Annotated in this window: 17 protein-coding genes; 11 read left to right on the top strand and 6 right to left on the bottom strand. The window is 45.5% G+C overall.

Annotated features, from left to right (window positions below):
* Positions 1-9: 9 nt before the first annotated feature.
* Together METPAY_RS07265 and rsmA are read left to right on the top strand one after the other, a co-directional pair.
* Positions 10-570 (top strand): DUF655 domain-containing protein, encoded by a 561-nt coding sequence (locus METPAY_RS07265; RefSeq protein WP_013329788.1) that lies wholly within the window; start codon positions 10-12, stop codon positions 568-570.
* Entirely contained in the window at positions 567-1340 is a 774-nt protein-coding gene (gene rsmA / locus METPAY_RS07260; protein ID WP_048150794.1) for a 16S rRNA (adenine(1518)-N(6)/adenine(1519)-N(6))-dimethyltransferase RsmA, read from the top strand. Before METPAY_RS07265 ends, rsmA begins: the two co-directional genes overlap by 4 nt.
* 1 nt (position 1341) lies before the next feature.
* Here the strand turns inward: rsmA and METPAY_RS07255 are convergent, their stop codons facing one another.
* Positions 1342-3078, bottom strand: a complete 1737-nt coding sequence (locus METPAY_RS07255) for an ATP-binding protein (protein ID WP_048150791.1) — start codon at positions 3076-3078, stop codon at positions 1342-1344.
* Between the two features lie 92 nt (positions 3079-3170).
* Between METPAY_RS07255 and METPAY_RS07250 the strand changes: the two genes are divergently transcribed.
* The gene (locus METPAY_RS07250; RefSeq protein WP_048151130.1) at positions 3171-3743 is read left to right on the top strand and encodes a HemK2/MTQ2 family protein methyltransferase; all 573 of its coding nucleotides are present in this window, start codon (positions 3171-3173) and stop codon (positions 3741-3743) included.
* 83 nt (positions 3744-3826) lie between these two features.
* Entirely contained in the window at positions 3827-4393 is a 567-nt protein-coding gene (locus tag METPAY_RS07245) for a DUF308 domain-containing protein (protein WP_048150789.1), read from the top strand.
* A gap of 4 nt (positions 4394-4397) precedes the next feature.
* Here METPAY_RS07245 and mutL read toward each other — a convergent pair whose 3' ends face one another.
* A complete protein-coding gene (gene mutL, locus METPAY_RS07240) occupies positions 4398-6245 on the bottom strand; it encodes a DNA mismatch repair endonuclease MutL (protein ID WP_048150786.1) in 1848 nt (615 codons plus the stop codon).
* Positions 6242-8887, bottom strand: a complete 2646-nt coding sequence (gene mutS / locus METPAY_RS07235) for a DNA mismatch repair protein MutS (protein ID WP_048150782.1) — start codon at positions 8885-8887, stop codon at positions 6242-6244. The genes mutL and mutS overlap by 4 nt, the downstream gene beginning before the upstream one ends.
* Positions 8888-9882: 995 nt before the next feature.
* On the opposite strand from mutS, the gene xerA reads away from it, so the two are divergent.
* The 7 genes from xerA (at position 9883) to cbiQ (ending at position 17086) form a co-directional block, all read left to right on the top strand.
* Positions 9883-10791, top strand: a complete 909-nt coding sequence (gene xerA / locus METPAY_RS07230; protein ID WP_048150780.1) for a site-specific tyrosine recombinase/integron integrase — start codon at positions 9883-9885, stop codon at positions 10789-10791.
* Between the two features lie 1033 nt (positions 10792-11824).
* Positions 11825-12640, top strand: a complete 816-nt coding sequence (locus METPAY_RS07225; RefSeq protein WP_245611562.1) for a DUF5806 family protein — start codon at positions 11825-11827, stop codon at positions 12638-12640.
* 291 nt (positions 12641-12931) lie between these two features.
* Positions 12932-14287 (top strand): phosphoglucosamine mutase, encoded by a 1356-nt coding sequence (gene glmM / locus METPAY_RS07220; protein WP_048150776.1) that lies wholly within the window; start codon positions 12932-12934, stop codon positions 14285-14287.
* 143 nt (positions 14288-14430) lie between these two features.
* Positions 14431-15081: a cobalt transporter CbiM gene (gene cbiM / locus METPAY_RS07215; RefSeq protein ID WP_048150774.1), complete on the top strand. Its 651-nt coding sequence runs from the start codon at positions 14431-14433 to the stop codon at positions 15079-15081.
* Positions 15078-15419: a PDGLE domain-containing protein gene (locus METPAY_RS07210; RefSeq protein ID WP_048150772.1), complete on the top strand. Its 342-nt coding sequence runs from the start codon at positions 15078-15080 to the stop codon at positions 15417-15419. Before cbiM ends, METPAY_RS07210 begins: the two co-directional genes overlap by 4 nt.
* A gap of 18 nt (positions 15420-15437) precedes the next feature.
* Positions 15438-16271 (top strand): ATP-binding cassette domain-containing protein, encoded by an 834-nt coding sequence (locus tag METPAY_RS07205; RefSeq protein ID WP_048150770.1) that lies wholly within the window; start codon positions 15438-15440, stop codon positions 16269-16271.
* A complete protein-coding gene (cbiQ, locus tag METPAY_RS07200; protein ID WP_048150768.1) occupies positions 16268-17086 on the top strand; it encodes a cobalt ECF transporter T component CbiQ in 819 nt (272 codons plus the stop codon). The genes METPAY_RS07205 and cbiQ overlap by 4 nt, the downstream gene beginning before the upstream one ends.
* On the opposite strand, the gene METPAY_RS07195 is transcribed toward cbiQ, so the two are convergent.
* From METPAY_RS07195 to METPAY_RS07185, 3 genes are read right to left on the bottom strand one after another with little or no spacing between them, the layout of a single operon-like run.
* Positions 17083-17634 carry a manganese efflux pump MntP gene (locus tag METPAY_RS07195; protein WP_048150766.1) on the bottom strand — a complete coding sequence of 184 codons (552 nt, stop codon included), beginning with the start codon at positions 17632-17634 and terminating at the stop codon, positions 17083-17085. The genes cbiQ and METPAY_RS07195 overlap by 4 nt on opposite strands.
* 9 nt (positions 17635-17643) lie before the next feature.
* Entirely contained in the window at positions 17644-17913 is a 270-nt protein-coding gene (locus METPAY_RS07190) for a DUF1894 domain-containing protein (RefSeq protein WP_048150763.1), read from the bottom strand.
* Positions 17901-18368 (bottom strand): DUF1890 domain-containing protein, encoded by a 468-nt coding sequence (locus METPAY_RS07185; RefSeq protein WP_048150759.1) that lies wholly within the window; start codon positions 18366-18368, stop codon positions 17901-17903. The genes METPAY_RS07190 and METPAY_RS07185 overlap by 13 nt, the downstream gene beginning before the upstream one ends.
* Positions 18369-18432: the final 64 nt, after the last annotated feature.

Below are 18432 nucleotides of genomic sequence, written 5' to 3'. Positions count from 1 at the left end.
GTTCCTCTTATGCGTTCAGATAAAAAAGAGCTTTATGCGGTAGTTTTAGATTATCTTCCTATGGGACACGGCGATGCACGCCGGCCCCAGTTCAAGAAAGAACCTTTGGTACAGGCAGTAGGTACAGATCAGTACAAACTCCTGGAGCTGGTTCCCAAGAATGCCGAGATAAAAACTGAAGAGACAGTATACATCGGTGATAAGGAAAGAGATAAAATTGAACGTGTAAAGCGCAGGATCGGATACGAGGACCTCACCCAGACGGCCAAGCTCGAACTCCCGTACGCAATTGAAAAGATCGTACTGGAGAACGAGCAGAAATATGTAGATTTCTTCAACAAGGCTGTACCGATTACATCAAAGCAGCATATGCTTCATCTTCTCCCGGGGATCGGTAAGAAACTCATGTGGGAAATTCTCGACGAGAGGAACAAGAAACCGTTCGAGAACTTTGCCGACATAAGCGAGAGAATCAAGACCATTCCCCACCCGGAGCAGATGATAATCAAAAGAATAGTCGAAGAGATCGAAGATCCAAACATAAAATATCATCTTTTTACTTCAAAATGAGTGCTCCTCATGATCAGCACTTCCTGACCGATCCCGATGCGGTCAGGAAAATTGCCCATTTTTCAGATATCAAAGATCAGACCGTCCTCGAGATCGGCCCGGGGAAAGGAGCGCTTACAAAAGAGCTGCTTGAAAGAGGAGCGAAGGTAATCGCTATCGAGATCGATCCGAAGATGATCGAGATCCTAGGATCGCGTTTTGCGGACGAGATCGACTCAGGCCGGCTGACTCTGCTCAACGAAGATGCCGTCAGGTGCGATTACCCTGATTTCGATATCGTTATTGCAAATCTTCCATATTCCGTATCATCGAAGATTACCTTCAGGCTCCTCGAGCACGGGTTCAAGGAGGCGGTACTTATGTACCAAAAAGAGTTCGCCCTCCGCATGATGGCACTGCCGGGGACCAGCGACTGCGGAAGACTTTCCGTGATGGTTCAGACATACGCAAAGGTGATGCCTCTTCTCAACCTGCCTCCCGAAGCCTTCTCCCCGCCTCCCGCCGTCGATTCGATGGTCGTGAGAATAACGATGAAAGAGGAACTTACATATCCTGTGGATGATCCGGAATTCTACTCGATTCTTGTAAGGGAGCTGTTTTCACACAGGAGAAAGACCCTGAAGAAATCACTCAAATCCTCAAGGTCGGTGATCGGAGAAGAGAGATACGAGAGAATTATCGATAATCTTCCCGATGAAATGCTGAAAAAGAGAGCCGAGGAACTTTCCCTGAAGGATTTTTCCGATATCTCGAATATTGCAACCGCATAATTCAGATCCAGCGGACCTCTTTTCCTGTTAGGGCATCTATTGAGACCGTTTTCTCTTCATGATCGGCTGCGATCCTGATCTCGTATACAGGATAATAAAATGTTTTGAATTCGACGATCTCGGACGTCGGTTCTATCGCCTTTAGGATAGTCCTCACGTCATCCTTCTGAACAGTCTCTTCGATTACCTCTCCCTCCTCGGGCAGGCCGAACCTGAAATCCGTCTTTACAATCCTCGTGGAAAGAGCAGGGAGCCTCTTTTTTACGAGCGGGACATATTTTATCTCGCCGGATTCCCCTACAGCTTCACCGTTCGTGAGAAGTTTGCGTTCAAGCAGGGATGCCACCGCCTTCTCGACGGCCTTTCTCGGAAAACGCGTTCGTGCCTCGATCTCTACGGATGTCTCCCCTGCCAGGGGCATGCCGTCGAGAACAAGAATGGAATCTTCATCAAGCCCAATGTACTCGCTGAAACACCGCCTGAACGCGATCCCTCCTGCAATATCGACGCAATCGCCTGTCAGCCCGTCTAAAAAGAAAGAATTCTCAATGGTCGAGCCGCTCCTGATGATCCTGCTCTTGATGTACCTGACAAGAACAAAATAAACAGGCCTGAAGGATAATTCGGCAGCAATCAGTCTTTCATCCGTTCCGATTCCAAACCTGCGTTTTTTTAGTCTGGAATATGCGATATCAAGAACCTCATCCCTTGAAAGGGTCGGAACGATGCAGTTCTTGCCGCCCTTTGCATCGATCGAGGACTTAGCTCTTGGTTTCCTCTTTTTGCTCTTCTGCTCCGGAGGTTTATTGTCAACAGGCTCCGCAGGGGAAACCGATCCTGTCTCCTTTTTAGCACCGTCATCGATTGCCGCATCGGAGTCCAGTTTGAATGAAACTTCATCCTCGGGTTCGTCCTCCGGAACGGTTTCGGATGTGATCTCCTTCTCCTCAAGAAGAGGTGTGAGGCCCCTGTGTTTCGTAAGCCTCTTCCCGAATCTCATCTTCGTCTTTTCATGGGTAACTGTTCCCATCACGAAGAAATCACCGGGTGTAAGGGTTGTCAGCTCTTCAACCTCCTGCTTGGAGCTGAAGAACAAACCCACGGCCTTAAGATCGTTTTCAATGGATAGTTTTCCGATTATCTGGTTGTTGCACTGGGAAAGAACGTTCTTGGTGACTATTGCAGGCCTCTGGGTCGCCACAAGAAGCCCCAGGCCTCTCTTTCTCCCACGGCGGGATATCTCTTCTATCTTTTTTATCGAATCCTTGGACTGGGGGATGAATTTGTCGGCCTCTTCGACTATCAGTAAGTACGGTTTTCTCTGCTCGGTCGACACATCATAGAGTATATTTACAAGGCGGGTGACACGCGGGATCATGTCGACCTCGGAGACATCGAAGATTACAGGCCGGCTTTCTGCGACCGCTCTCTCCATAAGATGCTTGAGATTGACCCTCTCGATATCGTAGTCCATCTCGATATCTTCGCACTCTGAATCCGCTCCTTCCGCCCCGACCCACCATATATTATCGAATTTTTCCTTCAGCGAATAGTATTCGCCCTCGGTATCGATCAGGCAGAAACCGATCCCGGCTTCACACATCTTCTCGCATAATACAGCAATACTCCAGCTCTTCCCGGCCCCTGACTGTGCGATTATGCACGTCCTCCCGGTTACCAGCTCCTGGGCATCGACACTAAAGTCCCTTCCCCCTGCTTTACCTATCCTAAGCTGCATCTTTCTAACAATACTTAGTAATCAAAAGGTTTTAAGAATATTTATGAAAATATTATTCTGCAATTTCCCTGTGATTGACGGATCTGGCAGATATGACTGAATTATTCTACCACGAGCAGGTCTACCGGCCTGAAGAAGATACATTTTTGCTGTCTGAAGCAGTCATGCACGAGATCAAATCACAGGACCGGGTTATAGAGATCGGAACAGGCAGCGGATTCATCTCGTCGGGAATCAGGGATAAAGCAGAGTATGCGATTGCAACCGATATCAATCCCTATGCCTGCATCACCGCAAAGAAGAACGGCGTAGAGGTTGTAAGGACTGACCTGTTCTCCGGGATCTGCGGTACCTTCGATCTCGTGATCTTCAACCCGCCGTACCTCCCTACGAAGCCGGAAGAGCGGATCGATGACTGGCTGGAATATGCACTTGACGGCGGTGAGGACGGAAGAGCCACGATTCAAAAATTCGCCGAACAGCTCGGTTCAGCCCTGTCAAAGACGGGCAGATGCCTGCTCCTCATCTCTTCACTTACCGGAACGGACGTGGTCAGAAAGATCTTTTCAGAGCTGGGATTTCTCTCTTTTATTGTCGCAGAGAAAATTGTCGAGGATGAAAGGTTGTACGTACTCAGGGTCATACGTGATCTGTGCAGACTCTGAACCAAAGGCTTTAATCCTTTAAATCGCTCTAAGAGGGGTAAATATTAATATAATCATGCCGTATTTGTTGTTGGAGGGTATTTATGACTGACGTAGTTATAGTGGAAGAAGATGGTTTCTCTCCCGTAAACTGGTGGATCTTCCTTCTTCAGGGCCTTATCGCGGTAATTTTCGGTTTAATTCTGATGGTATGGGCACCGGCGGTTTTCAACCTGATCTCGTACTTCCTCGGTGCATTGATAGTAATCTACAGCATCTCTATTATCATCAAGGGTGCTGTAGGGCAAAAAAGCGGAAAATCAAGAGCCCTGCTGGTGATTTTAGGAATTATCGGTATAATTATCGGACTGCTTGTTCTCCTGAACATCGAGATTATGTGGCTGACGATAGCCGTATTTATTGCCATATGGGCATTCATATCCGGTTTCGGAGATCTCTGGCTCGGATTTACAGCCGAGAAGGAGAGCGGATGGTACAGGGTTCTTCTTGTAATCACAGGAATCATAGCACTGGCAATCGGGTTCTTCGTTATCCTGATGCCGCTCATGATGGATTATGTCTTTGTTATGGTTCTCGGAGCATTCTTATTCGTGCTTGGAATTGTAAGCATCATAACCGGCTTTATTGTCCAGGCAAAATTAAAGGGATAACCCTTTAACTTCTTTTAAACATAGAGTCCAGCCGCGATTTCGAAAAAGAGATCATGGTCGGCCTTCCGTGAGGACATGAATACGGATTTTTCGTTCTCGAAAGCTGATCGACTAGTCTCTCCATCTGCTCCACGGATAACGAGGTTCCCGCTTTTATTGCAGCTTTGCATGCGATAGTGGAGGAGATTTTTTCTTTCAGAATATCGAGAGACTGGGCCCTGCCCCCTTCGAGCAGATCGTTTACGATATCTTTCAGTGTTTCGGTTCCTGCCTTTTTCCCAAGAATTACCGGGACAGCCCTGAGAGCATAAGTGTCCTTCCCGAACTCCTCGAGGAAGAAACCCTCCTCCTCAAGAAGCTGAAGGTTTTCTGAAAGTGCTGCGGACTCGGACGGCTTGAATGCGATCACCGAAGGAACGAGAAGCTCCTGTGAGATGTGGCCCGAGGTCCTCTTCTCACAGACAATCTCGTACATTATTCTCTCATGGGCGGCATGCTGATCGATTATCACCATTTCGTCCTCGTCGCTTCCCCTCATCTGGGTTACTATATATGAATCGTCGACCTGCCCGATGACCTTCATGTAGGGAAGTTTTCTGTCATCCTCTTCAGATTCTGCGGTATCCGCTGACGAACGGAGCCTCGAATCCGTAGTTGAATACTCTGCCAGGGAATGGTCGGACCTATTCTCCGGAATTTTGTTTCCCCCTCCCAAATAGGGATTATAAACTGCGTCTTCAGATGATACGCAAAACAACGGCTTCTGAGAGGTATCGTCGACAACGGAAACCTTCCGGATGATGTTTTTATTTCCAGCACCATACGAAAACAGCAGGTTCCTGGAGTCCAGCGCCTCCCTGACTGAAGCTACTATTTCTTCTGTTATCTCTTTCTCTCTTGAGAAACGGACTTCTTTTTTAGCCGGGTGGACGTTTACATCTACAACTTTCCTGTCAATCCTGATATTCAGGAAACATACCGGGTATCTCTCCCGCGGGAGAAGGGTGCCGTATGCCCTCTTCACCGCCTGGACGAGAGGAAGGGAATAAACCGGACGGTTGTTTACGGATATGATAATCTTCCTGGAATTGGGAGCATCAAGGGAAGGTGGTGCACAGAAGCCGTCGACTTTCATGAATGTCTGGAGACTCTTTACCGGTATCATCTCCTTTGCATATTCAGTCCCGTAAACATACGTGATGGTATCGAGAACCGATCCCGATTTTCCTGTAGAAAGGCTGACCTTGCCGTTATGCAGGAGCTGGAATGAGATGCCACTGTTGGCCAGCGCCGCCTCTTCGACTACCCTGAATATATGGGTGAATTCTGTCTTTACGGACTTCAGGAACTTTTTTCTGACGGGCGTATTGAAGAAGAGTTTTTCAACGAGGATGCTTGTTCCGTCCGGAGCGCTTACTGGGGACTGTTCGACAACGTCACCACCTTCGATCACGATCTTTGTACCCGGAGACGGCTCGAGTGTCCTTTGTTTCGTGATCATCGTGACCTTCGATACAGCTGCTATACTTGCAAGCGCCTCACCGCGAAAGCCCATTGTCGAGATCTCATAGAGATCGGATATTTTTGAGATTTTGCTGGTAGCGTGCCTCGAAAACGAGATAAGGGCTGAATCGGCATCCATTCCGTATCCGTCGTCGGATATCCTGATCTTTGTTATTCCGCTATTGTCTGAGGTGATCTCAACCTTTATCGAGGTTGCTTCTGCATCGAGCGAATTTTCAACCAGCTCCTTTACGACGGATGCCGGCCTTTCGATGACCTCGCCTGCCGCTATCTTGTTGATCGTGGCATTGCTCAGGATGTGTATCTTTCCGGCTTCCGGATCTGTCATTTTTTATTTCCTCCGGCTTCTTCCCTCAGCTGGTATAATACTGCAAGCGCCTCTCTCGGGGTCAGCGAATCGGGGTCCAGATCCTTTACCTTCTTCAGGAGGGTTTTCGTATTTTCATCCAATACCGGCTCCACGGCGGTTGGCTGGTCGACGAGAAGCATCTGGGTATAACGGGGCTGGATTCTTCCTCCGGTTCTGTACTCCTTCTCCTGCTCTTCCCGCAGTATCTCTTCGGACCTCTTTAACACTTTTCTGGGGATGCCAGCAAGTTTAGCGACATGAATACCGTAGCTCTTGTCGCTTGCACCGGGGATCAGTTTCCTGAGGAACACGATATCCGAACCCGTATCCTTTACGGCAAAATGATAGTTCTTCACCCTCTTCAGCTTTCCCTCGATGTCCACCATCTCGTGGAAATGAGTAGCGAAAAGCGTTCTCGGCCCCGAACTTCCGCTCCCGTGCAGGTATTCTATAACTGCACAGGCTATGGAATATCCGTCGAGAGTACTTGTTCCTCTCCCGATCTCGTCGAGGATTACAAGGCTCTTGTCCGTTACATTGTTGAGTATGTTCGCAAGCTCGAGCATCTCGACCATGAACGTGCTCTGGCCGCTCGAAAGATCGTCGAAAGCGCCGACACGGGTGAATATCCTGTCGATAATTCCGATTACGGCACCTGATGCGGGGACGAAGCATCCTGCCTGGGCCATAATACATAAAAGTGCCACTTCACGCATGTAGGTCGATTTTCCGGCCATGTTTGCACCGGTGATTATCAGGATCTGGTTGTCAGAGGAATCGATTCCTGCATCGTTCGGGACAAAACCGGACGACTGGTTCCTTTCGACAACAGGGTGCCGCCCGTCGCTTATCAGGAGTCTTGCCGAATCCTCGATTACCGGCCGGACATAATTGTAGTTTGATGATAAATGAGCAAAGTCCGCCAGGACATCCAGCCGGCCGATCATCTTTGCAGTATCTAGGATCTCTTCGACCTTTTCCCTGAGTTTTGTCAGGATTCCGGTATACAAATCCTGTTCGAGTGCGATAAATCTCTCTTCCGCATTGACGATTAACGACTCTTTCTCCTGCAGTTCGGGAAGAGTGAACCTTTCCCCGTTGGCAGTGGTCTGTTTTCTCTGGTACTCCTGGGGAACGAGTTTGAGATTCGACTTTGTCACTTCTATATAATAGCCGAAGACTTTGTTGTAGCTGACCTTGAGCGATTTAATCCCGGTCCGATCCCTCTCGTCCTGCTGGAACTGGGCTATCCACTCCTTTGCAGAACCCGACGAGTCCCTGAGTTCGTCAAGGTAATGGTTGTAGCCTCTCTTGATCACACCGCCGGTTCTCGCAAGCACGGGAGGCTCGTCCTCAATGGATCTCTCTATCAGTTCAACGCATTCGTCGAGGGATTCGATCGAACCGAGCGAACAGGATATAAGTTCAGGGGTTACTGCTCCTTCCTCCGAAAATAATGATCTGATCTCGGGAATTTTTGCAAGGGAATTCTTTAATGTGACGAGTTCTCTCGGACCGGCATTCCCGTAGGAGATCCTAGCTGCTATTCTTTCAATATCCGCGTAACGATGAAGGAGAGATCGTAATGACTCACGGATGTACAGGTTATTGAAGAAGAACTCTACTGCATTGAGCCTTGAATTTATATTGTCCCGGTCTACAAGCGGGGCCGTGAGCCATGATCTCAGAACCCTGCTCCCCATCGGTGTTTTAGTCTCGTCGAGGATATCGTAAAGTGAATTCTTACCCTGCCGTGTTCTTATATTCTCCAGGACCTCCAGATTCCTCAGTGTGATTGCATCGAGAACCATGCTCCCGGAAGGAAGCCTAGTGGAAAAGCCCCTTATATGGGAGAGATCCGATTTCTGCGTTTCGCACGCATATGAGAGGCATGCACCCGCGGCGCATACGGACAGGTCCATTCCCATGCAGCCGTATCCTTCGAGGGAATTCACCTCGAATTTTTCGAGCAGAAAGTTTCTTGCATTTTCTATATCAAAATGAAGCGGATCATACCCTGTCACGAGGACGTTTCTGCCCGCGATATAATCAGAAATTTTCTTAGGACAGTTTTCCGGGACGATGCACTCCGACGGCCTGTAACGTGCGATCTCCGAATTTATCTGCGAGAACATTTCTCCGTTGCCGGACCCAGAGATAAAAAACTCTCCCGTGGAAATATCAAGGAATGCAAATCCCAAGTCTTCAATGTCCTTACCGGGCATAACTGCCATCAGGTAACTGGGACCGGAATTATCGATCATTCCCGAATCGATAATCGTCCCTGGTGTTATGATCCTGACAACATCGCGTTTTACGATGCCCTTGGCCTTTTTCGGGTCTTCGATCTGATCGCAGACGGCAACCCTGTAACCCTTCTTTACAAGGCGCGAGATATACGATTCACCCGCGTGAATCGGAACACCTGCAAGGGGCATTTTTTCGCCGTTCTTGTCCCTGCCGCGTGAAGTCAGTGTAATATCCAGTTCACGCGACACGACTTCGGCATCCTCTCCAAAAGTCTCGTAGAAATCACCCATCTGGAAAAAAAGAACTGTGCCGGGGTGTTTCGACTTCATTTCGTAGAACTGTCTCATAGCAGGTGTCGGGCCGTCTGTCATCCTTGATTATTAGTATCGGTTTCGAGGGATATGACTGTTTTGAGAACAATCCGAAAGTGATCGCAATAAACCAAATAATGATATCATTGATCTTTCAGGTGTGATCAGTTTGACAATTTTCATGAAAAATAGTGATTCAAATTTAATTTCCTAAGTCACCCCCATAAATATAGCATCATATGGTTTATTGAAATGGAAATTCCTGCAGGTGGCTGAAACAAAACAACCGGATTTAGAATTTTTATTAAATTTAGATTCCAGAAATCCTGCGGAATTATATTTTCAGGATCTTTTCTTTGTGACAACAGGGATTGTTTGAATTTTATTTTAAGAATGAGACTAATTTGAAAATTTGAAAAATAATTAACGGCAGGATTTTTTTCATTGAGAACTACGATGCTTCGTAAATTCCTAAAATGGAAAATCAAATTTGAACAAATATGAGATTCGACGAAAAGAGAAATTTACAACGTCCTCATAGAAGCCCTGTATTCAATTATTTTCTGTCTCTTCGATATGGAAATCGCCTGAGAAAAACAGGGCATCCTCGGGCCGTTATATCGATGCGATCCGATTTAACATGAAAAGCACGTCGTGATTCACATGAAACAGTGCTGAAACCTGTGTTTCATGAACGCTTTTATAACAGGGCGATCCCAGGAGATCGAAATCAGAATTTTTCAGATCACGAGGCTCCACTTTACAGGAGGATTTACTATAGCAAAATTTGGTTTACCAGATTGTATCATTACATCCGGATTGAGATCCGGCACAGTGAAAATTCAATCATAGCTCATCCCATAGTAAAAATTCAGGTACCGATCAGGATCGAATTATCAAAAACGTTTATGAAACGAAAATTTCATGGACTGTTTCATGTAAATCACAACGTGATTTTCATGTAAAATACCTGAAATCCAGGCTGTCTGACGTTTTGTCGCAGAATAGGTATTCTGCGCAAAGCTTATAAATTTTGAGGAATTAAAAAATAAAGCATGGAAGGGGATTATTTCTCTGAATGGCTCAAAAGGTTCAGTCATCACCTTAGAATGAGGAATTTTTCCCCGAGAACGATAGCCAGTTACGAGGGAGCAGTAAAGAAATTCGGTTACTACCTGTGGATAAGACGAAACATGGGCCAGGAGAAACTGGTAATCTACTGGAACGATCTTGCAAACGCCAGACTGGATACTGAGATCGATACTACACCGATGATGATCAACGATTTTCTTGCATTTCTGACTTCATTGCGAGACTACAAAGCAACCACGCTTCAACGGATCATCTCCTCCCTAAGTTCATTCTACAGGTACTGCTATACCCAGGGAGTAGTTGATTCGAACCCCCTTGCTGCCATCGACAGGCCGAAGATAAAAGAAAAAGAGCTGAGATACCTTAAACACAACCAGGTCTTATCGCTCTTTAATTCGATAAACAACGAAAGAGACAGACTTATTATAAGAACGATCTATGCAACGGGAGTCCGTGTCTCGGAACTTTGTTCGATAAATATCGAGGACATCGATTTCGAGGATCGCGTCATCAGGGTGAAAGGAAAAGGAGGTAAAATCCGGACCGTTTTCATCGACGAGGACACACTGCAGGACATTAATCATTACACATCAGGAAGGATCTCAGGGCCGCTTTTCGAAGGACAGCAGGGAAAGAACATATCCCCGCGAACGGTTCAACACATATTCGAAAGATACGCTCCTGCAGGGATCACACCGCATAAGATAAGGCACAGTTATGCAAGCGAATTATACCGAAGGTCCAAAAATTTGCGGGTTGTCCAGGAGAACCTGGGCCACAGTTCGATCCAGACAACCGAGGTATACCTGCATACGGATATAGATGAGAGAAGAGAGGTTTATAAGAAATATTTCCCTCTTTCAAAGGAATAAGCCTAAATTCTTCGTTTATTAAGATTAGATCTGTTCATATTCCATGACCTTTTCCCGGAGATCTGAAAAAAAAACATCCCAAAATTCAATTAAAAATGAGATGAGAAATATCAAATCCGGACTTATCTGAATCTTATTTTCCGGAAACACCAGGAGTCACAAAAATCCCTGATCCAACTTTGATTATGATATTAGACCCATTTCGGTTATAAATTATATTCCGCCGATTCAGGGATCTCTGGCACTCTGTAAAATTTTCATAAGAGCATGGGCTTACAACAGATTGAAAAAAATTAAATCGATATAACAGCACGAGAATGCCCTCTTTTTTTCAGGCGATGCTTGTATCGGAGAGGGAGGAAATAATGCAATACAGGGCTTCTATGAGGACTTAAAAATTCGTGTTCTCACAGTTATTAACGATTTATTTAAGTTTTACGTTCTAAAATTCGGATTAAAATCTTGATATCCTAAAGAATTTCTTACTGAAAAAATCCTCCTGAAATATTATTTTTACAGCGGATTCTAAATTAAAAAATATAATTCCAATATTTCTTACGAAAATTTCTTACAAAAACGTTTATGAAACCAAAGGTTTCATGGACTTTTCATGTAAACAACGTGATTCTCATGTAAAATAAAATCGTTTAAAGAGATTTCATAGGATTTAAACAAAGTAAAGTCGAAATTTCTTTTTTTTTGACGATGATGGATCTACAGATCAATAATATCGTAATTTCTGTTTGTACATTCTTTCGAATATCAGGAGAATAGAAAAAAAATCAATTTAAGCCCGGATGTTCCCCGAATTTTGGTAAAAATTAATAATTTTTGAAATTTTTTTGACAGTCAACGAGATCTTCGGCAACCCCATAAACCATATGATGCTATATCTTTACCTTGAAGAAAATTCAAAATAAAACTGTCGAGTCGGACAAAAATCCGAAATCGAAAAACGGTTTATCGGATCTCCTGCATCAGCCAGGAGGTACCGGAAAAATTGAATAAAACAAAACACCCCATATAATGAATAATGGAAGAAGAACCTGAATCTCAGGATTTCAATAACATAGATCCGGTGGAGGTCGATCCTGAAAAGGACGAAATCGAACAGCCCGACCCTGTCGATATACCGAATATCGATATAAATAACGAAGAGACGGATGATACCGCAGACAACAACGAAACAACAGAACCCGGGATCCTTAATCTAAACGAAATTGATGATCAAATGGATCAGCCTGAAAAGAAACCCCTCTCAGAAGAGGACCTTGAAAGAATAAACAAATATAAAAAATTCAAAAAGGTCGACGGTTCTGCATACAGGCGTGTGAACCAGTTCCTCAGAAAACACACATATATCACTGCAAGAGAATGGGCAATCGCCAGACTATGTTCCGATTTTACAACAAGGGGCGGAGCAGAGATGACATTTATCGGCGAAAACCTTCCCGATCTCGTCCCGTTCATGATCGATACATATACTCCGCAGGCAGTCAACCAGGCCAGAAGCTCATTCAAACGAAAGGTACGGAAATCAGGTGCAACCTTTTTTTATGGAGCATTATGCGGTTTTTTCACAGCCGACGAACTGGACGACATACTGTTTGAATCCAGTGAAATCGCCCGTTTCCTCCTTGAGATCGAGGGTACTGCCGTAGACATCGACGATGAGATAGATATCGAAGACAGGATTACCGAAGTGATGAGAAGCGTGGCCGAAGCCGCATCCATGCTCAGAACCGGCAGTTCCCCGAATTCCGGCAATTCGGAAAAAAGAGAAATGAAAATATCCCTGGATGAACCTGAAGATGACGATGAAGAATACACTGATGACATCAATGAATGAAATCATATTCTTCAGGCATTCCCAATCCTAAAAATGTCCTTTTCTTGTTCCATTTTTCAAATACAAAAATAATTAGATGAATTGTCCCGGTTAAAATCTGTACCGTCCGGCAAAGTAAAAACTGTTCATACACCAACTGCTGCGATATATTTCAATTCAGTATAAACATGAAATATTTTTCATCCCCGGGATCTTTCCATGCCTACAAGTAAAATCGAATTTGAATCAACTGATGTTATACAACTATCCAAAAACAAATTTACCTTCCACTTCATATCATATACCGGTACAATGGCTTCAGAAAAAGCAGAAAAGAAATTATTCGGAACAAACGGTGCAAGAGGGGTTACCGGAAAGGACATGACACCCGATCTTGTCATGAGAATCGGTCTTTCACTGAGCAAAATAAGAGAAGGAAAGATTGCAGTCGGCATGGACACCCGGACTTCAGGCCCCTCCCTGAAATCTGCCATAAAAGCCGGACTGCTTGCCGGTGGATGCGATGTCGTCGACCTGGGAATTTTACCCACACCGGCCCTGCAGTATATTGTTAAATCTCATTTCGATGCAGGCGCCGTGATTACCGCATCCCATAATCCCCCTGAATATAACGGCGTTAAAATAATCGATTCGGACGGAACGGAATTCAGCGATGAAGATACGATAAAACTTGAAGAGATCCTCTTCTCGGGCGACTATGAGCTCAAAGAATGGACAGGAGTGGGAAAGGAATCCTGTGCATTCGAGATGCTTGATGAATACACTGATGCTATATGCAGCCGGATTGAAAAACTGGAAAAACAGCTGACCGTTGCAGTCGATCCCGGATCCGGTCCCGCATGCCTGACGACCGAAAAAATTCTCACCGGAATCGGATGCAGGGTTCATACTATAAACGGGCAAATGGACGGATTCTTCCCTGGAAGACTGCCTGAACCCTCACCCGAGGGTTTAAAGCCCCTTGCAGAACTTGTTCTGGCAACAAATTCCGCCTTCGGAGTAGCGCATGACGGAGATGCGGACAGGGCCGTATTCATAGACGACAAAGGTGAATACCTTGAAGAAAACGAAGAGTTCGCCCTCATGCAGAAATATGCCTGCCGCAACAACCCCGGGGGAGTTGTCGTAACACCTGTCAGTACTTCAAAAGTTGCAGAAATTATCGCCGCTGAATACAACTGCCGTGTCGAGTATACAAGAGTCGGAAGCATCTCTGTTGCAAGAAAGATGATTGAGCTTGCAGAAAACGGGGAAAATGTCGTATTCGGCGGAGAAGGAAACGGCGGACTGATATTCCCCGGACACCAGCACTGCCGTGACGGAGGGATGACTGCGGCAGCAATGGCATCTTTGATCTCAACAGAAGGAAAACCACTCTCTGAATTAAGAAAAGACCTGCCAAAACTCATGATGCTCAAGGATAAGATATTCAGCGACAATCATGCCGAAATTCTGAAGAAAGCGACCGAATCATTTTCAGGTGAAGAGATCGATCTTACCGACGGAGTAAGAATTAACAGAAAAGACGGCAGCTGGGCGCTGCTCCGCCCGTCTGGAACGGAGCCGTTTATGAGATTATATGTAGAGGCGCCTGAAAAAGAAGCAGCAGAGTCATTCAGGGAAGATATCCTGAAATCAATAAACTAAAACAGATTACTTTTTTTAAAAAAATTATAACAATAAATTATTCTTCTTTTTAATTTTGAGAATATGAGTGACAAGTATTACAATTAATTCGAATCAGTAATACTTATTTACAATAATATCATATTGCTTAATTGTTGGTAAAGATGCATATTCCTGACGCATTTATGCCGCTGCCACAAGCAGCAGTTTACTGGTTGCTGGCAATAATTTTTATTGCCCTCGCACTCAAATGGGCGCGAAAAGAATTGAATGAAGATAAAATTCCTCTTGTTGCTGTACTTGCCGCTGGAATTTTTGCCATACAGGCCTTTAACCTGCCTGTAGGTATGGGAACCTCGGGGCATCTTGTAGGAGGAGCCCTCGCTGCAATAGTCCTCGGTTCTCCATACGCAGCAGTGTTCATACTGACGATTGTCCTTATCATCCAGGGAGTAATATTCGGCGACGGAGGAATTACCACCATGGGTGCCAACATCATCAACATGGGCGTTATCGGTGGTTTTGTTGGATTTTATTCGTTCCAGGGACTCAAATCCGTTACAAAGAACGTTTATATCTCGGCCGGAATTGCAGCATGGCTTGCATGCTTCATAGCCGCGCTTGCATGCGCAATTGAGATGGCAATCGCCGGAACATTCCCGCTCATTGCCGGAATGACAGCAATGGGCCTCTACCATGCTGCAATAGGCGTGATTGAAGGTATCATCACTGCAGTTGCAATATACCTCATACATAATGTAAGACCGGATCTCCTGTCATTTGACACGAAAAGCGGTACGGAGGCGCCGGCATGATGGACAACAAGAAATTCATGGTCATAGGCATCATCGTCGCCCTGATTATTGGAATCCTGGCGGTATTCCTTGCATCCGGCGATCCCGACGGTCTGGAGAGCACTGCTCTTGTAGTTCAGGATGAAAAATCTATTCTCGGTGCATCGCCCGAAGACGGGGATGCCGAGGCAATAGGTGCCGGAACATTCACATATGAATCTCCGCTTCCCGACTATACGATGGGTGAAAGTGCTGGTACGGCAGGTGCTATTGTCGCCCTGATCATAGGAATCTTCATCACCTTCGGTCTGATCATAGGCGTAACCTGGGCGGTCACATCAAAAACCTCAAAATCATAGAAAACAACTCTTTTTTAGATGCATATTCTGGAAACCCGAAACCTGAAGTACTCCTATAATAACGACATAGAGGCACTGAAGGGAATAAATTTTATCGCCGGCAGAAAGCAGAAGATCGCGATAATAGGTGCGAACGGCGCAGGCAAGAGCACCCTGTTCAAGCACTTCAACGGAATCCTGACACCTTCCTCCGGCGAAGTCCTCGTCCACGGGGAGCCTATATCAAAATCCAATTTAAAGGAGATAAGGAAGACCGTAGGGATCGTTTTCCAGAACTCGGATGACCAGGTCTTCTCTCCGACCGTTGAAGAGGATATTGCATTTGGACCAACCAATCTCGGCCTTGATGAAGAGACAATTCAGCACAGGGTAAACGAGACACTAAAACTCCTTTCGATCGAACATCTAAGGGACAGGGTTCCGCATCATCTCAGCGGAGGAGAGAAAAAAAGAGTAGCAATTGCAGGAGTCCTTGCGATGGAGCCCCAGGTTATTGTCCTCGACGAGCCCACAGCAGGACTCGATCCCAGCGGGGTAAAAGATCTGATAGGCTTTCTGAATGAGCTTCCGGAAAAATACGGCATGACGATTATCTTCTCCACGCATTCCGTAGAACTTGTACCGGAAATTGCCGATTATGTATATGTTCTGGATAAAGGGGCGATTGTTGCGCAGGGAGGAGTCAGGGATGTATTCGGCAACGAAGACCATCTAAACGAAATGGGCCTGGAGGCACCTGTATTCCCAAGACTGATCAAATCTCTCAACAGGAGAGGAATGAATATCGATATGGCATTTACATTTGATGAAACAGAAGAGGCCATTTCAAGGGAATTCAGCAGATTGAAATGATCGAAGAACTGTATGCCATAGAAAAACTGGCAATGGGAAACAGTCCCATACACATTCTCGATTCGAGAATAAAGATCATAATCTGTTTTGCCGCAATTATTGCAATGGTTGCATATCCATATTCTGTTTCAGTATGGATTCCGGGACTGCTCTTTTTTTTATTCTTCCTGATGCTCTGGGTGATCTCGGAGCTGCCCGTAACAACATACCTGAAAAGGCTGGTCCTGATCCTGCCTTTCGGGATATTTATAATACTCTTCCAGATTTTCTTTGAAAACAGTCACTATGATACGTTTACAGTGCTGGTGTCCCTTCCGCTGGGCATAAACATATACAGCGAATCCGTCGAATTCGCCGCGATATTGTTTGTAAAATTCAGTGTATGCATCTCCTTCATCATTCTTCTTTCATCAACCACCCCGATGCAGAACCTTCTCACAGGAGCCAGAAGGCTGGGGCTCCCACCGGAATTCGCCCTTGTAATCGGCCTCATGATCAGGTACCTGTTCGTCTTTGCAGAGATGTTCGGCAGGGTGATGAATGTTTTCGAGACAAAATGCTTCAACTCCTTCGACAGATCCCTGCCGTACAAGTACAGGCTGAAGATACTCGGGTATACTGTGGGAACGATGTTCATCAGGTCGTACGAACAGGGAGAGAGGACATATATCAGTATGCTATGTCGGGGCTACTCGAAGGATTCATACCTTCATGTCAGCAAAAAAGAGATCAAACCGGCGGAATGGATTATTGTCTGTATTGCCCTCATGTTCATTATCATGGTTCCGCTGGTTGGATATTTTTCAGGAGTCTAAAGGCCTTCCAGAAGAATTTTTATTCCGAGGAGAACCAGTATGCATCCTCCGATTATCTCCGCCCTCTTCCCGATCATATCGCCGAATTTTCCGCCAAGGTTAAACCCTGCCAGAGACAGAACCAGTGTTACGATCCCGATAATAAATGCAGGAGCAAGAATATCCATATCCAGAAATGCGAATGAAAGTCCAACTGCAAGAGAATCGATACTTGTGGCAATGCCAAGGACAATAAGGACCAAAGGGGCAGTCAGATCAAATACCTTCTCTTCAGTCCCGTAGAATCCTTCATAAACCATCTTCAGGCCGATTGCCAGGAGAAGAATGAATGCGAGCCAGTGATCGTAACTTGATATGAGATCATTGAAGTTTCTTCCGGCAAACCAGCCGAGGATACACATCCCTGCCTGAAATCCTCCGAATACAACTGCCAGTTTTATTGAAATCGGAAATTTATTTGATCTCTCGCATACCCCTGCAGATACAGATACTGCAAAGGCATCCATGGCAAGCCCCACAGCTATGGCAAAAATGAATAATGTATCCATATTCCGGGCCTAATTCTTTCTAAACTTTGCAGCTTCTTCGGGACTTTTCACCTTAAGGAGGAATGTCCCGTGGCACGGTTTTGTAAACGGGAATATAAGATCCTCTCCGTCAATGGCAATATATACGGGAGGGATTCCGATTATATGGACATCAAATATCTTGTGGCCCGGCTTTACCTCATGAAGCTCGGAATAATGCTTCTTCTGGTACTCGCGGCACTCGGCAAAACTTGCATTCCTGAGCAGGACCTCATATGGCATCTTTTCTATACAGCCCATTTCATCACCCTGTCTATCTCGTTAATAAGCGGTTTTGGATTATGAACGGCCTCGGCCGAGATGATTCTTGAAGAAAAGTCTATCAAGTTCGCCAGATTATCGAATTCTTTTCCAAATACTACAGGAATAACTTCGCATTCAAGAATTTCGTTCATCGTCGCTGCATATGCAACTCCCGAATCGTTGTGGATGAACACAAAACAGAGATCGTAATTCTCTCCTTCATCGGCAATTTTGGCGACCTCGGAATCGATATTCTTCACCTGTTCGATATAATAACGGCCGGGATCTGAATATTTTATGATCATATCTGCTGCCGGCGTTCCTGCGACAACAGGTTCATAGCCCTCCTCTTTCAGCTGATATGCAATATATAGTACAGCAGGAGTCTGAACGGGGACCTGCGGACATCCCATAACAAGAAGAGCTTTTTTTCCATCTTCACTACTCATCATCAATCACACGGACCTGTTCTATTCGGCTTCACTCTTATTTATACATATAAATATTAAATATTAT

It is taken from the genome of Methanolacinia paynteri (assembly GCF_000784355.1).
In the GTDB taxonomy this organism is placed as follows: domain Archaea; phylum Halobacteriota; class Methanomicrobia; order Methanomicrobiales; family Methanomicrobiaceae; genus Methanolacinia; species Methanolacinia paynteri.
This window is presented reverse-complemented; position numbering and strand designations above follow the sequence as displayed.

Coding starts and splice junctions, on each gene's coding strand:
- mutL (WP_048150786.1), bottom strand. CDS start 6,245: ATGACAGATCCGGAAGCCGGAAAGATACACATCCTGAGCAATGCCACG.
- glmM (WP_048150776.1), top strand. CDS start 12,932: ATGGCTTCAGAAAAAGCAGAAAAGAAATTATTCGGAACAAACGGTGCA.
- rsmA (WP_048150794.1), top strand. CDS start 567: ATGAGTGCTCCTCATGATCAGCACTTCCTGACCGATCCCGATGCGGTC.
- METPAY_RS07210 (WP_048150772.1), top strand. CDS start 15,078: ATGATGGACAACAAGAAATTCATGGTCATAGGCATCATCGTCGCCCTG.
- mutS (WP_048150782.1), bottom strand. CDS start 8,887: ATGACAGACGGCCCGACACCTGCTATGAGACAGTTCTACGAAATGAAG.
- METPAY_RS07195 (WP_048150766.1), bottom strand. CDS start 17,634: ATGGATACATTATTCATTTTTGCCATAGCTGTGGGGCTTGCCATGGAT.
- cbiM (WP_048150774.1), top strand. CDS start 14,431: ATGCATATTCCTGACGCATTTATGCCGCTGCCACAAGCAGCAGTTTAC.
- cbiQ (WP_048150768.1), top strand. CDS start 16,268: ATGATCGAAGAACTGTATGCCATAGAAAAACTGGCAATGGGAAACAGT.
- METPAY_RS07265 (WP_013329788.1), top strand. CDS start 10: ATGCGTTCAGATAAAAAAGAGCTTTATGCGGTAGTTTTAGATTATCTT.
- METPAY_RS07185 (WP_048150759.1), bottom strand. CDS start 18,368: ATGATGAGTAGTGAAGATGGAAAAAAAGCTCTTCTTGTTATGGGATGT.
- xerA (WP_048150780.1), top strand. CDS start 9,883: ATGGAAGGGGATTATTTCTCTGAATGGCTCAAAAGGTTCAGTCATCAC.
- METPAY_RS07245 (WP_048150789.1), top strand. CDS start 3,827: ATGACTGACGTAGTTATAGTGGAAGAAGATGGTTTCTCTCCCGTAAAC.
- METPAY_RS07250 (WP_048151130.1), top strand. CDS start 3,171: ATGACTGAATTATTCTACCACGAGCAGGTCTACCGGCCTGAAGAAGAT.
- METPAY_RS07205 (WP_048150770.1), top strand. CDS start 15,438: ATGCATATTCTGGAAACCCGAAACCTGAAGTACTCCTATAATAACGAC.
- METPAY_RS07225 (WP_245611562.1), top strand. CDS start 11,825: ATGGAAGAAGAACCTGAATCTCAGGATTTCAATAACATAGATCCGGTG.
- METPAY_RS07190 (WP_048150763.1), bottom strand. CDS start 17,913: ATGGGCTGTATAGAAAAGATGCCATATGAGGTCCTGCTCAGGAATGCA.
- METPAY_RS07255 (WP_048150791.1), bottom strand. CDS start 3,078: ATGCAGCTTAGGATAGGTAAAGCAGGGGGAAGGGACTTTAGTGTCGAT.